Origin of the sequence: Gilliamella sp. HK2 (genome assembly GCF_001690265.1) — a bacterium.
Classification (GTDB): Bacteria; Pseudomonadota; Gammaproteobacteria; order Enterobacterales; family Orbaceae; genus Gilliamella; species Gilliamella apicola_C.
In genome coordinates, this window is record NZ_LZGV01000097.1 from 19,333 (window position 1) to 37,527 (window position 18,195).

Annotated in this window: 24 protein-coding genes; all 24 read right to left on the reverse strand. The window is 42.0% G+C overall.

Features of this window, described 5'->3' with window-relative positions; genetic code table 11:
- Nucleotides 1-8: 8 nt before the first annotated feature.
- On the reverse strand, nucleotides 9-425 hold the full coding sequence (locus A9G45_RS11490) for a phage GP46 family protein (RefSeq protein ID WP_065566652.1): 417 nt from the start codon (nucleotides 423-425) through the stop codon (nucleotides 9-11).
- Nucleotides 426-980, reverse strand: a complete 555-nt coding sequence (locus tag A9G45_RS11495) for a phage baseplate assembly protein V (protein ID WP_065566651.1) — start codon at nucleotides 978-980, stop codon at nucleotides 426-428. It lies immediately after the preceding gene.
- A 2-nt stretch (nucleotides 981-982) separates the two neighbouring features.
- Nucleotides 983-2,056 carry a phage baseplate assembly protein gene (locus A9G45_RS11500; protein ID WP_065566650.1) on the reverse strand — a complete coding sequence of 358 codons (1,074 nt, stop codon included), beginning with the start codon at nucleotides 2,054-2,056 and terminating at the stop codon, nucleotides 983-985.
- Nucleotides 2,049-3,398 (reverse strand): DNA circularization protein, encoded by a 1,350-nt coding sequence (locus A9G45_RS11505; protein ID WP_065566649.1) that lies wholly within the window; start codon nucleotides 3,396-3,398, stop codon nucleotides 2,049-2,051. Before A9G45_RS11505 ends, A9G45_RS11500 begins: the two co-directional genes overlap by 8 nt.
- The gene (locus A9G45_RS11510; protein WP_065566648.1) at nucleotides 3,398-5,254 is read right to left on the reverse strand and encodes a hypothetical protein; all 1,857 of its coding nucleotides are present in this window, start codon (nucleotides 5,252-5,254) and stop codon (nucleotides 3,398-3,400) included. The genes A9G45_RS11505 and A9G45_RS11510 overlap by 1 nt, the downstream gene beginning before the upstream one ends.
- Nucleotides 5,238-5,378, reverse strand: coding sequence for a hypothetical protein (locus A9G45_RS14505; protein ID WP_176700869.1), 141 nt, complete (start codon nucleotides 5,376-5,378; stop codon nucleotides 5,238-5,240). Before A9G45_RS14505 ends, A9G45_RS11510 begins: the two co-directional genes overlap by 17 nt.
- A 4-nt stretch (nucleotides 5,379-5,382) precedes the next feature.
- Nucleotides 5,383-5,724 (reverse strand): phage tail assembly protein, encoded by a 342-nt coding sequence (locus A9G45_RS11515; RefSeq protein WP_065566647.1) that lies wholly within the window; start codon nucleotides 5,722-5,724, stop codon nucleotides 5,383-5,385.
- On the reverse strand, nucleotides 5,725-6,072 hold the full coding sequence (locus A9G45_RS11520; protein ID WP_065566646.1) for a phage tail tube protein: 348 nt from the start codon (nucleotides 6,070-6,072) through the stop codon (nucleotides 5,725-5,727). It abuts the gene before it with no gap.
- 12 nt (nucleotides 6,073-6,084) lie between these two features.
- On the reverse strand, nucleotides 6,085-7,551 hold the full coding sequence (locus A9G45_RS11525; RefSeq protein ID WP_065572413.1) for a phage tail sheath C-terminal domain-containing protein: 1,467 nt from the start codon (nucleotides 7,549-7,551) through the stop codon (nucleotides 6,085-6,087).
- A 12-nt stretch (nucleotides 7,552-7,563) separates the two neighbouring features.
- Nucleotides 7,564-7,731, reverse strand: coding sequence for a DUF2635 domain-containing protein (locus A9G45_RS11530; RefSeq protein ID WP_065566644.1), 168 nt, complete (start codon nucleotides 7,729-7,731; stop codon nucleotides 7,564-7,566).
- On the reverse strand, nucleotides 7,724-8,275 hold the full coding sequence (locus A9G45_RS11535; RefSeq protein WP_065566643.1) for a phage protein Gp37: 552 nt from the start codon (nucleotides 8,273-8,275) through the stop codon (nucleotides 7,724-7,726). Before A9G45_RS11535 ends, A9G45_RS11530 begins: the two co-directional genes overlap by 8 nt.
- Nucleotides 8,275-8,724: a gp436 family protein gene (locus A9G45_RS11540; RefSeq protein ID WP_065566642.1), complete on the reverse strand. Its 450-nt coding sequence runs from the start codon at nucleotides 8,722-8,724 to the stop codon at nucleotides 8,275-8,277. The genes A9G45_RS11535 and A9G45_RS11540 overlap by 1 nt, the downstream gene beginning before the upstream one ends.
- Before the next feature lie 2 nt (nucleotides 8,725-8,726).
- The gene (locus A9G45_RS11545; protein ID WP_065566641.1) at nucleotides 8,727-9,221 is read right to left on the reverse strand and encodes an HI1506-related protein; all 495 of its coding nucleotides are present in this window, start codon (nucleotides 9,219-9,221) and stop codon (nucleotides 8,727-8,729) included.
- A gap of 15 nt (nucleotides 9,222-9,236) precedes the next feature.
- Entirely contained in the window at nucleotides 9,237-10,160 is a 924-nt protein-coding gene (locus A9G45_RS11550; protein WP_065566640.1) for a Mu-like prophage major head subunit gpT family protein, read from the reverse strand.
- Nucleotides 10,160-11,362, reverse strand: coding sequence for a phage protease (locus A9G45_RS11555; protein WP_065566639.1), 1,203 nt, complete (start codon nucleotides 11,360-11,362; stop codon nucleotides 10,160-10,162). The genes A9G45_RS11550 and A9G45_RS11555 overlap by 1 nt, the downstream gene beginning before the upstream one ends.
- A 178-nt stretch (nucleotides 11,363-11,540) precedes the next feature.
- Nucleotides 11,541-12,008: a phage virion morphogenesis protein gene (locus A9G45_RS11560; RefSeq protein ID WP_081297913.1), complete on the reverse strand. Its 468-nt coding sequence runs from the start codon at nucleotides 12,006-12,008 to the stop codon at nucleotides 11,541-11,543.
- 143 nt (nucleotides 12,009-12,151) lie between these two features.
- A complete protein-coding gene (locus tag A9G45_RS11565) occupies nucleotides 12,152-13,471 on the reverse strand; it encodes a phage head morphogenesis protein (RefSeq protein WP_065566637.1) in 1,320 nt (439 codons plus the stop codon).
- Complete coding sequence (locus A9G45_RS11570) at nucleotides 13,464-15,050, reverse strand: DUF935 domain-containing protein (protein WP_081297914.1); 1,587 nt, start codon at nucleotides 15,048-15,050, stop codon at nucleotides 13,464-13,466. Before A9G45_RS11570 ends, A9G45_RS11565 begins: the two co-directional genes overlap by 8 nt.
- On the reverse strand, nucleotides 15,050-16,642 hold the full coding sequence (locus A9G45_RS11575; protein WP_065566636.1) for a terminase large subunit domain-containing protein: 1,593 nt from the start codon (nucleotides 16,640-16,642) through the stop codon (nucleotides 15,050-15,052). The genes A9G45_RS11570 and A9G45_RS11575 overlap by 1 nt, the downstream gene beginning before the upstream one ends.
- Nucleotides 16,642-17,211, reverse strand: a complete 570-nt coding sequence (locus tag A9G45_RS11580) for a DUF3486 family protein (protein ID WP_065566635.1) — start codon at nucleotides 17,209-17,211, stop codon at nucleotides 16,642-16,644. Before A9G45_RS11580 ends, A9G45_RS11575 begins: the two co-directional genes overlap by 1 nt.
- Nucleotides 17,204-17,503, reverse strand: coding sequence for a VpaChn25_0724 family phage protein (locus A9G45_RS15075; protein ID WP_065566634.1), 300 nt, complete (start codon nucleotides 17,501-17,503; stop codon nucleotides 17,204-17,206). The genes A9G45_RS11580 and A9G45_RS15075 overlap by 8 nt, the downstream gene beginning before the upstream one ends.
- Nucleotides 17,500-17,826 carry a DUF2730 family protein gene (locus tag A9G45_RS11590; protein ID WP_065566633.1) on the reverse strand — a complete coding sequence of 109 codons (327 nt, stop codon included), beginning with the start codon at nucleotides 17,824-17,826 and terminating at the stop codon, nucleotides 17,500-17,502. Before A9G45_RS11590 ends, A9G45_RS15075 begins: the two co-directional genes overlap by 4 nt.
- Nucleotides 17,823-18,041 carry a TraR/DksA C4-type zinc finger protein gene (locus A9G45_RS11595; RefSeq protein ID WP_065566632.1) on the reverse strand — a complete coding sequence of 73 codons (219 nt, stop codon included), beginning with the start codon at nucleotides 18,039-18,041 and terminating at the stop codon, nucleotides 17,823-17,825. The genes A9G45_RS11590 and A9G45_RS11595 overlap by 4 nt, the downstream gene beginning before the upstream one ends.
- Nucleotides 18,025-18,189 (reverse strand): hypothetical protein, encoded by a 165-nt coding sequence (locus tag A9G45_RS11600; protein ID WP_218057119.1) that lies wholly within the window; start codon nucleotides 18,187-18,189, stop codon nucleotides 18,025-18,027. The genes A9G45_RS11595 and A9G45_RS11600 overlap by 17 nt, the downstream gene beginning before the upstream one ends.
- Nucleotides 18,190-18,195 lie beyond the last annotated feature (6 nt).

The window sequence follows — 18,195 nt, forward strand, 5'->3', positions numbered from 1 at the left end:
AACCCCATTTAAATATTATTTAAAGTCGCAGTAAAAGAATATTCCGGCACATCCTTGCTGTTTAATAAAACAGGACGAACAGTTAACATTAAAACGCCATTTGACGGGTTTGCTGCTACAACTGTTACAGATTTAATTAAACGTTCTTTAATCATCCATTGTAGTGACTCTTCAGCATATTCTTGCGCACGTTTTAACACTGATGACAATTGTTTTTCACGACTTAGCAACCACAACCGAGAACCAATTTTTTTATCACTGAATGAATTACCCCACCAGCCACGCTTGTCAGTGCCACCACTAGGTAACGCGTCATCATCATGCGCACGTGCATCAGTAAACAATGATGCGATAATATTGGTTAACACTTCGTTACCGCAGATATAATCGATATCTGCAGCGTGTTTGTTCCATGTTAATTGCATTTATCCTGCCTGCGGTTTTGATGTTGTTGAGCCACATTTTTCGCAATAGTGGACATGATTCAAAAAACTAATATCCCCACTGATATGATCTGCAGCCGTGCTTGTTCCTGATGCCTTACTGTCACCGCCAATAATATCAACATTGCCTGTGAATTGGGTTTGTTGTGTTTCAAACAAAATTTTTTCATCAGCTTTTGCGTGAAGGTTTTTACAAACTAGATTTACAAGTTGCTCTTCAGTTAATAACAAATAGTGACCATCTAAGTGATAGAGTGCGCTATCACCGCTTTTAAGGTCTTTTAATCGCGATGATTTACTATCAACAACCACCGCTACAAGATGCTGTCTTTTACCGCCGACCGATAAAACAATGGCTTCAGAGCCTGCAGGGGGCACAGATGTGTGCCCGTAATTTTGAAATCGCTCAACGTCATCAGCAGTTTCACCGTCAAGTAAATTGATTTGCATATTTTGTTGTTTGAGTGAATCGGTAACAATATTGACGACTGCGCGTGATACTAATAATTTTATTTTTCGTTGAAGCTGCTTAAACATTGTTATCTCCAAATTGCACTGTTACCGCCTCTTTTGTCCGGATCGGCGGGAGCCAGAAATCCGTCACGCGGCATCAGTAGTAATTTTGTTGTTATACCGTCATCATTACCGATGCCAAATTCAGCCTCAACAATCAGCAACTCTTCAGCGAGCAGGTCATAAATTTCAGCCGTTAAAAAGACCTGATGATTTGGTAACCATAAATTGATATCATCATAAAGCCAACCTTGAACAGTGGCCGTGATTGGTTGGCTGTGTGCTGCGGCTCTTCGGCGTTCCCAGTCGCCACGTACAGCTGCATTTTTTTTGTTGATATTGTCATCCGACATAATGATAGTAGGGCGATAGCGCGTAATCGACTCATCAGTTACATTTGCATAAACCGCTGTTGATTGCACTGCTGTTTGAGTTTCACCCCAAATCGCCCCGCCCGCAGAATCACCCAGAACGCGATACAGACTGAATCTATCGCGCCATGAGCGTGTTATACTTAAATTTTTGATATTATCGCCGAGCGTTAGTATTGCTATATTTTTTTCGCCTGCGTTTGTGAATACCAGATTGCCGTAAACATCACTTGTCATGAGTATGCCGCGTTGACGTGCAGCACGTGCCAGTATTTCAAAAACGGTCTCGCTCGGCTCTATTTGCATCCACCTGAACGGTTCGCTTGCCTTACTGTCGTTCACATCCCAGATGACATCAATACCGAATGGCCTACATAAATCTTCGGCAATTTTTTGAAGTGACGCATTACGCCAGCGTCCTGACGCGTGAGTTGCCGCACAATCGATTAAATCAGCAGTTTTATCACGACCAACAACTGTGATTGTGTGCTCTGTATCACTAATATCAATGACAACATCATCAATATAGCCCGTAATAACTCGATTGCTATTAATTTCAACATAACACTCAGCACCCGCTTTTATATCTCCGTCATTAACATCAGTTTTTGACGTAAGTTGCAAATTAAAAGAGCCACTCATGTCTTCTATACTGCGAGTTATACGCACATCAGTCCAACCGCTGTATATCAATTGCCCAACATAGAGCTCAACAATTGGTCTATCCATTATTGATTACCTCGTAATTTTTGCCACCTATTGAAAAAGTTGGATGTTTTAAATTATTTCTACGTGTAAATTGTCCAACTGGTACAGCGTTACCCGTTTCACGGTAGAGCATGACAAGCGCCGGCTCTGTTTGTGATGCAGCAATAATTTTTCCAGCCGGCAATTTAGTTGATAACTTTTCTAGCTGAGTAACAAATGCGTGCTTAACATCTTTTAACGCTTGCGCTGTTTGATACCAGTACATATCACTACTAGCAATAATGAGTGCTTGCAACTTATCACCATGACTTTTGATTGCTTGCTTACAATCGTCATAAGTCACAATCGCTTCAGATTGATTTTTCTTAACTGCTGCTGTTGCATCTTGAATCACTGCTTTTGCAACTTCTGTTGCGATAATTACATCGATAAACATCTGCAATGCTTTTGTTACATCATTTTTTGGTTTTGTTTCAGTTGCATTTTTAATATTCAATTCAACAGATTCGAATACCTGTACCGCTCCCTTATTTAAATCACTTAACAGCGGAGTGGGTGGGGTTACTGTTTTTTGGTCTCTGCTTTGCTTTTGTGTTATTGGCGCATTAGCTAGATTTGTTGATTTATTGCTTTTCTTTTGCTTGCTATCGTTGCGTAAATCACTTATGCTGCCTAGCAAATCACGCAATTCTTTGGCCGTCTTTTTTGGTGATTTAAATAAGTTTTTTAGACTTGCTTTATATGAAGTAGCTTTTCCCAGCAGCGATGACAACCCCGAACCACTCGCAATACCACGAATCGCGCCAGTAATACTGTTTACTATTGCTTCGCCAAATTCCATACAATCTTCAACAAACTCTATTGCATCACTAACAGTATCGAAAATAGCTACAAAATCATTAACAATATCAGCACCAAGAATATCAGACAGAACCCCCATAATAGATAAGCCATCTGTATCAGCAACGGGAGAGTCTTCATCTGTGTCAGGGGTGAATGTTATTGTAAAATAGACAACACGCTGCTCGCTCGCGACAGTTCGTGAGCTCCATTGCTCAATATAGACTAATTGCGTTTTGTAATCAGGATGCTGTAACTCGCCCGACTCTGAATTATCAAGCGCGTCAATTAATGCATCAGCTTGCTCTTTACAGTTATTACCAACAACAACTGCATTGATTGTTGTTGATGCTGTACTACGCCCCATATTTTCAATTTTGCCCACATCGCGCAGTGGGTATTCATGCTTAATTAATCGATTGCCGCCACTACGTTCAGCGTTATCGATAATATAAAATGACACGCCACGAAACGAACCTTTTCCTGTGTTTTTTGCACCAAAGTTTTTCAAAAAATCCAGCATCAATACATGCCTCCGCCGCGGCCATATGTTTTACCAGTATTCACAACAATATCTGTATCTGCTGCGCTAATTGATTTTGTTTTAACTGTCAAGCCATCGACCGATTCGATTTTTAAAACAATTTCTGATTTTTCCGTCAGCGCCGGAACATTACCTTTTATTGCTTGCTGATCGTTGTGAACGATTGAAGATGATCGAGATTTTCCATCAAGTGAAAGTGATTCACCTAGAGCTGCAAATGCATTATTCAATTTTTTTCCTAGATTCTGCATACCGTTATCAAGTGCGGGACTTACAGAGCCTAGCCAACCTTGAGTGTTTCCATCATCATAAAATGACGCCGGATCGTTCTCGACGCGTTGATTATATTCAAATAACTGTTTACGTTTATCATCATCAGGCAAGTCTTTAACTTTATCTTCTGTTAATCGTGATGCTTCATAGATTTGCTGTGTTAGCGCCCATTGCTTTAACAAGTTACCTCCAAGTAGATTCATTCCGCCTGAGTTGTTATTGCCGCCCGAGCTTCTACCTCCTTTCTGTTCATCCCAGTTTGTCACATAAACCGGCGTCGCATCCGCCGATGATATTGCTGAATCAGCAGCATTTCCTAACTTACCCTTACCTCCACTTAGCACGTTTTTAATACTCTTGTAGCCTCGATACGCATAACGTGCCGCAATTGCTCCGCCGATGATTTTTGCACCCGTTTCTAGCTTGCTGGTGTACTCATCTAATTGCTCAGGTGTGAGCGAGTTAATTGCATCTGCCAGTTCTTGGATTGGTTTTGCAAGTTTAAGCTGCGCCCATCTTTCCCCCGCATTTGTCAGTGACGTCAATGCACCGTTAAAGGTATTGATATTTTTTGATGTTTTTTCTTCAAGCAACCCGTCTTCAATTTTTACACCACTAAGAAGTTTTTGTTGTTGCTTAGAATCAGCAAATGCTTGCGTTGTCTTTATTAAATTTTCCGGAAAAATCGTTTTTAGATTATGCTCTTTGAATTTTGCTCGATTACCGATCTCGAGCATTAACTCGGACGGATCTTTAAATTGAGTTTTATCTTTGTCGCTATAAACATTAATGCCATTAGCATGCAAGACTCTCTGAGCTTGTTTATCTTTAATAACTTTACTAAAAGACTGCATTGCAGTAGCCGCATCAACGCTATTACCAAGATGTGAGTCACTTAACCGTTGAATAGCTAATAGTTGCATTAATTGCTCGGGTGATTGCCATTGCGTGTCTTTTGTTAGTTCAATTATGCCAGCTAGTTGTTCTTTGATATCGCCTGTGCCAATCCTTGATGCTGATGCAACACCGTTAAATAATTTATTAATATTGTCAGATGTAAAACCTTTATTCATTAATTGTGCAACATGCGCACCGGCTTCATCTGCATTTAGCCCAAGACCTTTTATAGCCTTAGCAATATTATCAACATTACTGATACTACCAGACACGTCATTAGTGCGCTCTAACATTTTATCCAGTGCTGTAATTACATCGCTGTACGGCATTTTGTATGCTGCGCCAGTTGCGTACACAGTATTTAAAAATTCATCAGATTGTTCAGCAGTGAGATTGTAACGCGTGCCAAGTTCCGTGAGTTGTTGCTGCCAGTCACCAACTTTTTTTGCAGCCATGACTAAACCGCCACCTGTCGCAAAGCCAACGAATTTATTGTCAAATTTATCTAAAATTTTATTGGACGTAGACATTGCAGATGATATCAAACGCATCGAGCGAGAGCCACTCTTGCCTATTTGCGATATAGCAGAGCCAAACGATTTTGCTTTTTGAGCAACATTACCCGTAAGGTTCACAACAAAATTTGCTTTATTCTCTACTGTCACTTTTAAATGTCCAAGTTAAGTATCTATAAAAACGGTCGAGCGGCAACTTTAAAATCCACTCAGGGCTTGCGTTAATTCGAGCGCTAAGCGATAGCGCTGCTCGTTCGAGCTTACGAACGAGCATGAGCTTATCGCCCCTCTTTGCTATTTTCAGCCACCTCATCGATTATCGGATTGTTTAGCTCGTTATACTTTTTTCTAAGCAGATCATAATCAACAATTGATAATGATTTAAGTTGACCCATCGATAGTGGGCCATCTAAATCACCAATTTTTGCAACACTGCGACGATATAACTCGGCTGACATAACAGCAGAGCTTGCAATTAACTGATGCCCTTGCGCTGTCAACTTAACTTGCTCTGCCGCGACTTCACTATCGAGTAAATCGCCTGTTGTTATCTTACGCAGAGTTAATTCAGTAATACGCTCATCACCAACCAATAAACCATCTTTTAATTTAATTTGCATTTAAATCTCCTTTGCCTCACATGAAGTAAAGCCACAAGTAATATTGCCTTCTCCATTAACGCTAGCGTTGCCGTTTGCCCAAGCATTTGGCATCAACCATTGTTTGCCCGCATCAGGAACAAATGTGATAGTGACATCCGTCATATTATTTAGATCAGCGATTGACGTGTTAGCGCTATTGGGAATAGTCATGTTAATTGTTGCCTCAATAGGGGTTTGATTAAACCCGTAAACCCGCGCACCTTTGACCGACTGGCGCGTAAACCCGCCTGTTGTAAATGTTGCACCAGTTAATGATTCGATTTCTCGACCATTAACGCGAATAATAGCAGTACCTTGATATTGCATAATTAACCCTCGTTATAGTAAAAATTGGATTGAATGTGCGTAAATGCGGAACTGATTAACCAAATCATCATTACTGAGCACGTTAATGCGATTTCTATCATTTGCATCACGCTCGACAATTAAGGCCTCCTTATATGCATCAAAATTCTCAAGCAACCCCTGAATCTCAAGCTCTGTAAATAACGCAATCAACTCTGCCCGAATGGTTGCCGGTGTTACAATCGGTTGACCGACACCAAAACGCGTACCATCATCGGCCAACTTGTGACGCGGAAATTTTTGCGTAATACGTGCGCGTATTGCGTAACGTATATATGACAACGTTTTAATTGTTTCGACATCTAAATAACTGACATCTTCAACGTTATACTTATTTACACGATACATTGTGATAACGCGATCTAACTGTACTTTGCCATTTGCATTGACGTTATAAGCACTTAATCCGTCAAATAGATGCAAATTGCGCTCATTCCATTGCCACCTGTCGGCAATTGCTGGTGGCTTAATACCCGTTAACTCTAATGTTTGTACAGGGCGAGCAGGGTCGATATTTAGCGCATAAGTACAAACTGCAGCATTAACAGAAGCCCATATGTATGGCGGTTCTGGTGGTATGTTTGTTGGTATGCATGTAAATAAATAATCGTTGCGTGCTAATGCAAATGTACTCGCTTGCGCGTGCGTGCCTCGGTACGCAATCCAGCAGAGTCCATCAATTTGACGAATACCGTCCCACCTCGATTGCAATTCACCACTTAATAAATTTAGATTAGCGGTGTCTGTGAATGGGTTAATAATGTCTGTCCACCACGTGTCGCCTAAAGCTGCAATAGCTTGCGATATATCTGGATTACCCGCACCACCATCCATTTTTGAAATATCAATAGCAACGCCGGTTGGCATGGTCTCACCCGCATAATAATTAATGCGAACATCAATATCATTGCCCGTTATGCCACCCCAGCGACATATTAGCGCCACATCTGCATCCGCCGTGCTCGCTGTGACAGGTAGTAATGTATTAGCATTAATTGCTGCAGCAATTTTATTTGCAATTGTTGTTGCTGTTTCATTTTGACGAACAGAAACAGGGATTGATATACCCGCAATCATCAATGCAATTTGCCCTGCAGCGCTGCATGTGCCGGTGACGGTAATTTTACCCGTTGCGTGTACCGAGTCATCAGCATCATCAAGTGCTAACGCATATAAATCAGCATAGGGATTTGCGTGCAAAAAGGCCTTTAACATTTCAGCAAGCATCGAGCCACGCCCAAAAGCTGACTCGGCTTGCTCTTTACGAGTAATACGCGTCGGCTCTCCCGCGTTAACCTTGCCCGTTGGTAGACGCAACCCAAAAACTAGGGTTTTATTGTTTTTAACTGGTGTACCCGTAATCGCTTGCGAGTTATCAAACTCAACATAAGCAAGCGGTACGCGCGCTGTATTGGGTATTGTGTTAAATGAAACAGCCATTATTCAGCTCCTTTACTTTTTCTTCTTTGCTTGCTCAACGACTTCGATGTCGCCATCGTTCAATCTGCGAAGCCAATAGCTATTTTTAGGTTTTAACTCGCCGCTTTCTGCTAACGGCTCTAATGTTTCGGGGTCACGAACTGTGACGCCACTTGATGGTTTAATAAAAAATTCAGTCATTATTATTGTCCTGTGGCAATGTATTTAATGATTCCCAGTTAGGGGTTACTGATATAAATTTGTGATAGTAAGTAATAAAATCATCGATTGTGTGCTGCTCATCATTAGCCGGCAGTGGCATATCAACAGTGAAATAGAGACCATAAACAAACAGCCCACGCTTTGCTGATAAATCGCTGAACAAGTTTGCAGACTGACTAAATTGCATTGCACGAGCTGCACAATTGAATCGCCGATTGTTAAGTAGCTTTATCAGATAGTCGTGTATTAGAAATGCTTTTTCTGGTTCAATTCTGATGCCATTAAGCACGTTGACAGAAACAAACAACGCCCATGTTTGCTTAACACAATAACGCAAATCACTGGGCGAATTACCGATAAATACAATATAGACCGCCGGTGCAACCTTTAACAGCGTTCGCATTGTTTCATCAGTCCATGCGCCACCCAATGCTTCTACCGTCTTAATTTCACCCGCAAAATGACTTTTAACGCAATCAATCAGCTCTTTTTCAAGTGCAGCGGTTGGTGATAGCTGGTTCATCAGATAAATCCTTTCGAACAACTACGAGCCCACACCGAGCCGGCGCTAGTAACTACAGCAACATCACCGACCTCAGCAAGCTTTTTGTTATCAACAGATAACCCCAGACTAATTTGCCCAGCTGCAACTTTTTCTAAAAAGCGAACGACGTCATCTTTATCTTTTTCGGCTTTTTCAGTGGCAACAGCATCAGACAGATTGTAATACGCCAGCACACAAACAGCGCGAACCAGCACAGCCGGCACTCTGTCAACAGGTAACGTAATACGCCCGCTGATATATCCGTCAATAGCTGCAGATGCGTCAAGAATTGCATTACTAATAATTTGCTCACGAGTTTGTAATAGCTCGCCAGTTTCGTCATCAACATCAACTTTACTATCAGCTAACTGATTAATAGCTGTTTTGCCGTACCTGTTATACATATCCTGCGCTGTTGCGTACATCATTCTTACTCTCCCGATTTTGCAGCTTCAATCGCCTTAATCACTTCTTCTTTTTTTAGCTCAGTGTTACCTGTTATCTCGCGCCATTTAGCAATTTTCGGCGTACCGTCCTTATTGAAGAAAACAGACGTATCAGATTCAGCTAAGGCAACCACAACTGCTTGAGATAACTCAAGATGTGATTGAGGAACTTCCGGAGTTTTAGCGCCACTTTCGCCACTTGCTCCATCAGCTTCGTCATCGCTTTTTTCTTTTTTACCGGTTTCATCCGAACCCAAACCTGAATTGCTAGCAGAGCTGCCAGCACCGCAATTATCACCAGAATCTTCATTTAATTTTTCCACATCGATGATTGTCACAACCAACTCAGGATCAGCTTGCAGCATTTTGACTTGCTCGTCAGTTAGTTCTGAAAATTCATTTTTGCCTCTTTTAAGCGCTATCGCAGCTCGGCGATAACCGTCGTGTCGATTATTGATAACTTCAATTTTTGGTTTCATTTTCACATACCTTAATTAACCAAGATAATCAGCGACAACAAGCTCAAGACGATCTTGCAACTCGTTATCAACAGTTGCGCCTTGCTCCACTGTCAAACCTCGCTTAAGTGCTTTCGTTGCTGCTTGTTCTAGCGAAGTTGGCACAACCAGATGCGTCGGCTTAATACCTAATTTCTTATCGCCATCACCACGAATTGCTCGCATATTTTCAATTGCTCGCCAGATGTTGTCGCCGTTTAATGGTGCTTTAACCGCATAAGCAAGTTGCCAGAATGAATAGCCTGCAACACAACGAGAATCAACACCAAACCGCAGTTCTTTGCGCATAAATAGCGCTTCGTCCTTGTCATCACTCATGATGATAAGATTTGGTTGCTGACGCTCTTGAAAAATAAGCGGCTTAATCACTCGAGAACAATCGAGAACGTACCATGGCTGCCCCGTATAATTCGGATCTTCTAGCACATTACTCACGCTAACCACACTGCCAGAACCATCAACTTCTTTGTAAACAGGGTGATCTTTATCAAAAAAGTTTTGACCGTCATAACAGAGCGTAGTAAATCCCTTTGTCAATGCCGTAAAAACCAGCTCGTCGGGCAAGTTTGCTGCCGAGTTTCCCATCTCCTCAAACATCATGCTATACACTCCGACTTCATCATCTGCGATAGCGTTTTTTGGAACAACGACAGTGCCCTCGTAGTCATCATTTGTTAACTGATAACCATGCTCTTTCATGCTTTTCAGTACGCGCTCACCAATCCATTTACGCATCGCCGGAAAATCGCCGAGCCACCCGTAAGTAGTTGAGCGTGACGTACTAGGCGCAACAGTCGCAACTTTTGAATATTGATGTTCAGCACCAGACAAGCCTTTTTGAAAATCGCCTTTCCATGCGGTAAATAAGTTTTGTACCAGCTCATTAGTTACAATAGCCATTATTTTGCTGCTCCTTTTTTACGTTTTTGAAATTCAGCTTCAGTGATGCCGAGCAATCGCGCTGCTTCTTTTTCACTAGCAGACAAGACTGCAGTCCCCGCTTGCTTGACCGGCTTATTAATCGCTTTAGTTTGTTTTGCTGATAGCGCAGTAATTGGCGGGATAGCATTAATTGCAGCAGACAGTGCAGCAACACCATGCTTGCGACCAACGGCGGTTAGATAGCTGATATTCGCATTAGTAACCTGCCCACGCTGCCGCCCGCGTCGCAATAACTCGCTAATACTTGAATCACCAGCACTTGCACTTAGCGCAGCATAGCGTGCGGAAAGTCTCTGATATGCCGAAACCGGTACAGCTTTTCTTAAATCAATACCGCTTAGTGCTGCTTCTTCAACGATAATTTCTGCTTCTTCAATTTCGCTGAGTGAGCTATCAACAACATCAACAATCTCGGTGATAGCAGATTCAGTTGTTGTTGCACTTTCTAGCGCATTACTTACATCAACAGCAGCTTTTGATGCTTCTATTAGCGCATTCAACTTTTCAGCAGCTTTGTTTGCAAACTCTGTTATGTTTTCATCATTTAATTCAGTTGAATCATCAGAGCCCAAAACACCGAGCTGCACCAGAATGCGTCTTAATACTTCATTCATTTTTATTTCCCTTTGTTCTTTTTCGTTAAAAAATTCAGCCGCAAGCGCAACTAACGATTTAATTTCAAGCAACGCTGGGTCGTTAGTTATTGCAGCCATCCGCAAATAAAGCGGATGCCCTTTCTCGTCGTACGGAAAAACAGCAGATAACTCACTGAATTGCTCGTCAGCAATCTCAGATTCAGCAATAGCAGTCCAGCGCGGCTTGATATATATTCCATCTGGCATCCATTTTATATCCCGCGACGGGTTAACAATCCGTCCAGCAGCGGGCGCTTTTTGCCCATTTTCATTTTTGTGAAGCGTTTGGTGGTCGTAATCGATAAGAATCGGCTTACCTTTGCTTTCATCGATTGTGCGTTGAATGAATGCAGTAGCTATATTTTCATCTAAAAACCAGCAACCACTTTCAATATCGAAAGGGCGACCATCGCGTGCTTTAAATTCGCCTGCTGGTAGCAACTGATACCAGCCATCGCCAGCCGCATTTAATGTTGCTGATAAAATGGCGATCTTGTTTTTGTTAAGTGTGTTTTTCGTTTTCATGCCGCTAGATTAACGGCAGGGAAAATTTATTGGGTTTGTGGCGTTTCAAACATTTTTAAGGAAGAAAACAAACAAGAAATAAAAAGAGGGGAGGGAAGCAATAACTAAACTACGTTTAAAACACGTTTAAAAACGTCCAGAATCATTTAAATATTTTTGTATGCAATATCTATCAACTCTAATCCTTAATCGCGTTAGAGAGCGTTATATTAATTATATCGATAATATCCCTGACACCGTATTGAGATAATCCCATGTAGGGGCGTGCAGGGACAGCTGCAGGGGCGCTTGACATGTCAGACGTACCGCCTAGCTGATGAATAGCCGCATAAACTTTATTTGAACCAATAACCGCGCTAACCGCATCAAAATCAGTAGTTAATGACATTGCAAGTCCACCCATTGTTCTATTTAGCATTTTACCTGTCAGCCCTTTGGCCGTTAACTTGGCAGCGTAATTCGGCGTAAGTTGTTGCCATTTTTTCCCAGTTGTAGGGTCAGCTTCCTTTTGAAATGCATCATCAGCCTCGCTTGCAAGCACTGCAGCAATGCCACGAGTAATGGGCGTCATGTCTGTGCCAAGTTCTTTCAAGCGCTTTATACTCGCTTGGATTGCTTCATCACTGAACTTATAATCTATTTGCATAATATTTAATCTTGTTTTATAGTTATCACTAAGCTGTGTACGGATAACGGTAATTCGGCATAAGCGCTACACTCAGCGCCACATGTTTATGTGGGTTCAACTCCCACCACGGCAATAAGCCCTGCACGTCAGGGCTTTGTTATTTATATCCCGCCCTTTAGAACAGCATACTGCCCGCCTTTTACGCTCTTCTGCAAATCAACTATGCTGGCTTTGTATGCGTTAATTACGATATCAAGCGCGTCTTTCTGTCCCTTCAAATTATATGGCGCATTAATAACAATTTTCATTGTGTCGCTACCTTTTGCTATATAAAGCAAATTATTCTTTTGCTTATCCCACAGCACAGCTTGTGCATCAGCAATCAATTTAGGTAATGATTGATAATCTTTTAGTGTTAATTTAACGCCGGTTTTTTGGTGTTTTAGGCTGTCAGCATGCAATATATTTTTTTCACTCACAGCAAATAACCTAGCTGGCTCAATCCCTGATATTTTTTTGACTTGCTCTGCAATATCATCAGTCATAAAACCTAATGGTTGCACAGCATTACCAGCTCGGCGAGTTGTTAGTATATTGCCCACCCACTCAGCAAACGCGTTCTGCCGAACTGGCGCATTATTTAATGATTGAATAACCTGCTGACGTAGTTTTCTGTTTTGTAATGTTGTAAGTTTTTTGGCAATATTGATATCTGACCCCATCGCAGCACTACCAACATTGCCCGACCAGCCGGCATCAGTTCGCATTGTTTGACTGCCAGACTTATACTGAGTCACTTCAGATTGATACGCTTCGCCTGCTGCATCATCAGCGTCAGTATTTACTTCATACGTTTCCAATTTCCCGTTACTTGACTCAACAGTCAATCCTTCATGTTCAACTTGCGACTTAGTTAACGCACGAACACGGCAACGACAACCCCAACCGTTGGGTGGGTAGAGCTTTTGCCAAATTGAATCGTCATATCTGAATACCTTCAAATGCAATGCAGCATGAGCTGCCCGCGTTCTATTATCCATGGTTGCAATATATTGCCAATAGGGGTGCGTTTCGCTACTAGCTAATTGTTGCTGATAACGGCCTGCCTGATACGCAGTAGCAAGATTTGTGCGATAGATAGTACTTAGACGCTTTGGACTGCCAAGTTGCACCTCTTCGGCGTCTCCGCGGCTGTTGACATTAATCTGCTTACCCCACCAGCCGAGCTTTTGAAGAACGGGCGTTAAATTCTTTTTAAACTCTCTTTCTGTTATTCCCATTGCTAGCGCTCTATCAAGCTCTAATTGAATGGACTCAAGCACATCAAGCGAGGTTGCCTTTGCAACCGTGAATGCTTGAGCGTGTGCTTGTGTTGACATCTCTTGCCAGTTCCACGTGATTTTAAAGCCCTTAGAGCGAAAGTAATCAACCGCCAGTTTTGGCTCTAACTTCATTGCATAACCAAGATCTATATCAAGCATTTAATCGACCCCATAACTGAGCAACAAAGATACCACGAGCAATCATATCTTGAAGCTGTTCGCTATCTAAATCACTATACAGATCTTCAATTTTATTTTTAGCTGTTGCTAAATCGTTTTGCATAATAATATCAACAATTGGCTTTAAAACGGGGTCTATTGTTTGTTGCCAGTCATCACCAGTAATTACAGCAGGTGCTGCTTTTAACGGGTCGACCTCTTGACTAGCATTTAATGTTGCAAACCCTTTGGGGGTTTTAGCACTTAAAAACGCAGGCATTTGTGGCTCAGCTGCTTTAAGAATGTCATCATCTTCAGAAGCTATAGGAATTTGTAACTTATCATGCACCCACGCCGTTGATATTTTCATGCCCATATTGACCAAGGTCGGCAAATTGCTGGCGTAGGTTGTTAAATCCTCGGGTTCACTTAAATCAAACTCAAAACGAGGATGACGATTCGGATCGTTAAACGATTTACCGTTTAACATGTACAGCGGCATAATTAAATCACGGGTTAACGTTGCAGCTAATTGTTTAGCATCACTATCACGAACTTCAAAGCGCACTTCGTTGTGCACGTTCCCTAGTGCTTGTGAGCCAACACTACCCGCCTGACTTGTTAACGTTCCACCCAATATAGCTTTAGACATACTAAGCTCTGCCCAGTTAACCATAGCGACGAACGGCTCTGCACCGCCTTCAGCTGCACTTTTAAAATCCAACTCCATGCCGGTCGGGATGATACCGCCGGCATTATGCCCGATTTGCATGACAGCTTCTAGCAATGTATTTTTTTCTTTGTCAGTAGCACCCGCCGGATACTTACCGATTCGTATCGGTAAGCCATAAATCTCGATAAACTCAGCCAAATCGCGTATTGAATAGTTTTTAAAAATAAATGGCCACACCAAAGTACGAATCAATCCTATTCGTGATAGATAACCGCTTTTTGATTTTGCGGTATGAAATATCCAGTTGAACGATGCAAGCTCCTGCCCTTCAAGCGACCCATCACGTAATCGCAGTTCATTTTTATTATCAGGATGACACTGAAACCAACTTGGGTCGCGATATTCAATACCAGTCGGCAACATTAATCCATCTACTTGCTCCCAACCTGTAAACTCCTGACAGCTAAAACCCTTCAAAATTGCATCAGTTGCATCATAGATACAATCGTCAAACCACGTAAAAGACTCTATAATTTCGGTCAATAACTCCGCATCCCGTTGCTCCGCTTCCGTTGCACGGGGTGGGGGGACTATATGCCAATTTAAACCTTGCACCGCTCGGCGACGCTTACCTAGCTCAGATTGTAGATGGGTATCTTTTTCTTCCATATCCTCAGCTAGCTCGCACTGAGGGTATAGTGTGCCACGCTCAGCCTCTAGCAATATTGACGCTGCTCGAGCAGGCGTCAAGCCCACAGACGGGTGAGTGCTTTCATGCCGCTTTATAACTATTGTACTGTCATTCCGCCTTTCCGTTTGCGGTACTTTATTTGTTGTCGGCAAACTAAATTTGGGTTCGGTTCGCTCAATAAATTTTGATTTGTTGCGTTTCAATAAATTCAGCATCACCAGCATCCTTTTTCGTAATTTGGTAAATCATCATATCTATTATTTCGACCTGTTTTTGCTCGTTCACGCTCGTGCTTACTTGGTAGCGTAGTAAACTCAGCAACAAACCCATTCATATAGCTTGCGCGTACCGCCATAATGTAGGCAACACAACTATCGCCGTGGCGCTTCTGACCATCACTACCTTTATCTCGTGATTTGTCGATTTTGGGTACACCACGAATTATCTGCAGATGTCGTTGGTCAATAATAATATCTTCGTCTTTAGGTATCTCGATAAAACCAGATTCGTATAACGCCTTATATTTTGGCGACCACTCTCGATAAAAGTTCTCAGTAGTATGCACAGCATCAACCATTGATTGACCATAGCGTAATAGCAGCGCTTCACCCAGATAACCACCGTTACCCGTGGCATCTGTTGCAATACCAATAACGCGAGGGGTGTGGTCGATAATCAAAAAAGCAAGCTCTTTTTGCTGGTTATATGGCACATCATGAAGCTCTATTGTTAATCGTATCTTACGAGTTGTGCTTTGTTCGATACTCTCAATCGCTATTGTTGACCTATCACCGTTTCGTGCAAAGTCTTGACCGTAAGCATGGCGAGTTTCTTTATTTAATTTATCAAGTATCGGTTTGATTTTTTCATTAAAAAACGTAGTTATTTCAGTTGTCCGAGCGGGCTCAGTCCAAAGCATGTGACCCTTAGGCATTTCGTAACGCACAACTTTATGCTCGGCTTTAGCTGCGTTATCAATAAGAACGCGAGAGATATAAGCACCACCACCATTTTTGGGTACGCAATAATATTCTTCAAGCGCATCGTCTTCCGTAAAACAGCCTTTTAATAAATCAGCTTTCCATTCGTCTTCTTTTTCCTGCGTCCAATCAATATGATTAACTTGGCAAATTCGACGATAAAGCCCATCTTTACACGCATCATCCAATGTAATTGTATGCACTGAGCCTTTGCGTTTGCTTTTTCTTATCTCTTGGATCAGCTCATTAAAATTATTATCAGTGCCATTGTGTGTTGAGATTATACGAACCTTTGCCCCCCACATCGTGAGCGCCATAGCAGCCTTGAGTAACTCCGGCAAATATTCATGGAATGCTGCTTCATCTATTACTACGTTACCTTGCATACCCCGCAGGTTTTTCGGATTTGATGAAAGCGCTTGAATTTTAAAACCTGATGAAAAATAGATAACAAACGTTAAAACGTCCGTGCGCTCATTTTTAATAATCAACGCCTCTTCAACAATTTCACTGACAGCATAATTAAATGTCTTGGCCCACATTGCACATGCATCAATAAACTCACGCGCCATATCTTTAGATGAGCCAACATAAAACGTATTACGGCCACCTGCGTCACGACTTATTGCGCCCGTAAGTGTTGCATCACATGCCTCTGCCCATGTAAGACCTGTACGCCGAGACTTTTCAGCGACCTTTAAAACGGACGAATCAGCAATCCAACGCTTTTGATAACCAAGCAAAACATCATCGGGGTTAAATTCATTATTTAAAATGGCATTAACTGATGCTGAAACAGTTGTTATATCAGTCTTAAACTCAGTCATTACGCAATACCTAAAATCATTTGTTTAATATTTTGTGCTGTTTCGGCACTCATGCCAGCTGTTCTTACCGCCTTTTCAGTTGATTCGGCAACTTCTTCAGCAAATGCAGCACGGATTTCTTTTTCTCGCTTATGACTAGCCATTGCTGCTTGCTCTACACGTTGAATTGCTAACGCCATTTGTGCTAATGCTTTCGGCTCTACAGCTTTGCCTTTTTCACTCATGTGCATCGATGTTTCAAAAGCTAATGTTCTAACAATTTCTTGTAGCAATTTACCGACGTCAGACGTCGGCGCATCCCCGAGCTTTGCCGTCCATGCTTCTGCTACCTCCCTCGATTGACGGATTTTAGCGCCAATATCTTCCATGCGGGTTGCATAGCGATTTAATCCGGTGCGGCTTAGTTTCATATCATCACTAAGACCATGCTCATCAATAAGCTCATTAATAGCTACACGAATATCTTGCTGTGTCATGCTTTTATCACGTAGTAGCTTATGTAGCTCATCTTTGATGGCTTGCGGTAGCAAGTCAACTTTAGACGGTCGCCCGCGTGTTTGTTTAGTCATAGTCGCTTGCTCGTGGTTTTTTTACGCCGATAACAATTGCTCGACCAGTTGCAACATCTTCACCGCGTCCCGTAATATCAGCAACAAAGCAGCCGGCCACATCTTGAAGTTTTATCAGATTTTGCTCAGCTAACCAGCTCATGTATGAGCGCATTGAGTCGCGACTGATGCGATGACCGTACTGATCCAAGCATGTTTGTAATACCGATTCATTTGCTGAGCCGCCACAGTCGCATAAAGCACGAAGTGCAACTAGTCGACGATCCTCATCTAGTAATTGTCTAAAGCTCATTTTTTGCTTTCCTTTAATTCGTTTTCTAATAAAAGATTGCTGATCCGCTTTACTCCAGCCAGCTCGGGCTTTATCTCTTTAATATCACCGCGCAAACCTGATATCTCTAAATTAAGCTTATGAATGTCATCTTTTGTTGGTAACGACTCAAGCTGACCTTGAATAGTCGAGACATCTTTTTTTAGTTTTGATACATCACTAGCAATAGCATCCAGCTCTTCACGTTTTGCAAATTTTGTCGCTAAAAACATCACTAAAAACGACAATGCAAACGCACCCAGAGAGCTAAGCGTCGACCAGTGTTGCCGTAAAAAATCAATCATAATCGCCCCTGTTTTTTCTTAAGTTCATATATGTACTGACAATCAATACAGCGAACGATATAACCACCTGCATTTAATCGCTCAGTGGGTATTAGTTCATCACAATCAATGCAATTATCACTAATCCGCTGTGGACGAACTCTATTAATATAGTTATCAATCTCTGTATTACGCAGCAATTGTTCTGCATCATTACTTTTATCGACCAAGTCCATTTTGTAGTTTTCCCCACTCTGTAATAATTTTTATGTTGTTTTCTAATTGCTGGCAGTAAGTGCCGTATTGTGTAGCAAACCGCAACAGTTCAGCGGGCTTGCCGTTTTTGGGCGGCAACGGCCTTACTGGTAGCGTCACGGCCGACATCGGCGG

What these genes read in the sequence shown, in the direction of transcription:
- A9G45_RS11520 (WP_065566646.1), bottom strand. Translation starts at nt 6,072, where the DNA reads ATGCAATATCAAGGTACTGCTATTATTCGCGTTAATGGTCGAGAAATC.
- A9G45_RS11500 (WP_065566650.1), bottom strand. Translation starts at nt 2,056, where the DNA reads ATGGATAGACCAATTGTTGAGCTCTATGTTGGGCAATTGATATACAGC.
- A9G45_RS11565 (WP_065566637.1), bottom strand. Translation starts at nt 13,471, where the DNA reads ATGCTTGATATAGATCTTGGTTATGCAATGAAGTTAGAGCCAAAACTG.
- A9G45_RS11570 (WP_081297914.1), bottom strand. Translation starts at nt 15,050, where the DNA reads ATGCTGAATTTATTGAAACGCAACAAATCAAAATTTATTGAGCGAACC.
- A9G45_RS11575 (WP_065566636.1), bottom strand. Translation starts at nt 16,642, where the DNA reads ATGACTGAGTTTAAGACTGATATAACAACTGTTTCAGCATCAGTTAAT.
- A9G45_RS11600 (WP_218057119.1), bottom strand. Translation starts at nt 18,189, where the DNA reads ATGTCGGCCGTGACGCTACCAGTAAGGCCGTTGCCGCCCAAAAACGGC.
- A9G45_RS11490 (WP_065566652.1), bottom strand. Translation starts at nt 425, where the DNA reads ATGCAATTAACATGGAACAAACACGCTGCAGATATCGATTATATCTGC.
- A9G45_RS11545 (WP_065566641.1), bottom strand. Translation starts at nt 9,221, where the DNA reads ATGAAACCAAAAATTGAAGTTATCAATAATCGACACGACGGTTATCGC.
- A9G45_RS11555 (WP_065566639.1), bottom strand. Translation starts at nt 11,362, where the DNA reads ATGAAAACGAAAAACACACTTAACAAAAACAAGATCGCCATTTTATCA.
- A9G45_RS11540 (WP_065566642.1), bottom strand. Translation starts at nt 8,724, where the DNA reads ATGATGTACGCAACAGCGCAGGATATGTATAACAGGTACGGCAAAACA.
- A9G45_RS11535 (WP_065566643.1), bottom strand. Translation starts at nt 8,275, where the DNA reads ATGAACCAGCTATCACCAACCGCTGCACTTGAAAAAGAGCTGATTGAT.
- A9G45_RS15075 (WP_065566634.1), bottom strand. Translation starts at nt 17,503, where the DNA reads ATGAGCTTTAGACAATTACTAGATGAGGATCGTCGACTAGTTGCACTT.
- A9G45_RS14505 (WP_176700869.1), bottom strand. Translation starts at nt 5,378, where the DNA reads ATGCTCGTTCGTAAGCTCGAACGAGCAGCGCTATCGCTTAGCGCTCGA.
- A9G45_RS11595 (WP_065566632.1), bottom strand. Translation starts at nt 18,041, where the DNA reads ATGGACTTGGTCGATAAAAGTAATGATGCAGAACAATTGCTGCGTAAT.
- A9G45_RS11550 (WP_065566640.1), bottom strand. Translation starts at nt 10,160, where the DNA reads ATGGCTATTGTAACTAATGAGCTGGTACAAAACTTATTTACCGCATGG.
- A9G45_RS11495 (WP_065566651.1), bottom strand. Translation starts at nt 980, where the DNA reads ATGTTTAAGCAGCTTCAACGAAAAATAAAATTATTAGTATCACGCGCA.
- A9G45_RS11580 (WP_065566635.1), bottom strand. Translation starts at nt 17,211, where the DNA reads ATGACTAAACAAACACGCGGGCGACCGTCTAAAGTTGACTTGCTACCG.
- A9G45_RS11505 (WP_065566649.1), bottom strand. Translation starts at nt 3,398, where the DNA reads ATGCTGGATTTTTTGAAAAACTTTGGTGCAAAAAACACAGGAAAAGGT.
- A9G45_RS11560 (WP_081297913.1), bottom strand. Translation starts at nt 12,008, where the DNA reads ATGCAAATAGATTATAAGTTCAGTGATGAAGCAATCCAAGCGAGTATA.
- A9G45_RS11515 (WP_065566647.1), bottom strand. Translation starts at nt 5,724, where the DNA reads ATGCAAATTAAATTAAAAGATGGTTTATTGGTTGGTGATGAGCGTATT.
- A9G45_RS11525 (WP_065572413.1), bottom strand. Translation starts at nt 7,551, where the DNA reads ATGGCTGTTTCATTTAACACAATACCCAATACAGCGCGCGTACCGCTT.
- A9G45_RS11590 (WP_065566633.1), bottom strand. Translation starts at nt 17,826, where the DNA reads ATGATTGATTTTTTACGGCAACACTGGTCGACGCTTAGCTCTCTGGGT.
- A9G45_RS11530 (WP_065566644.1), bottom strand. Translation starts at nt 7,731, where the DNA reads ATGACTGAATTTTTTATTAAACCATCAAGTGGCGTCACAGTTCGTGAC.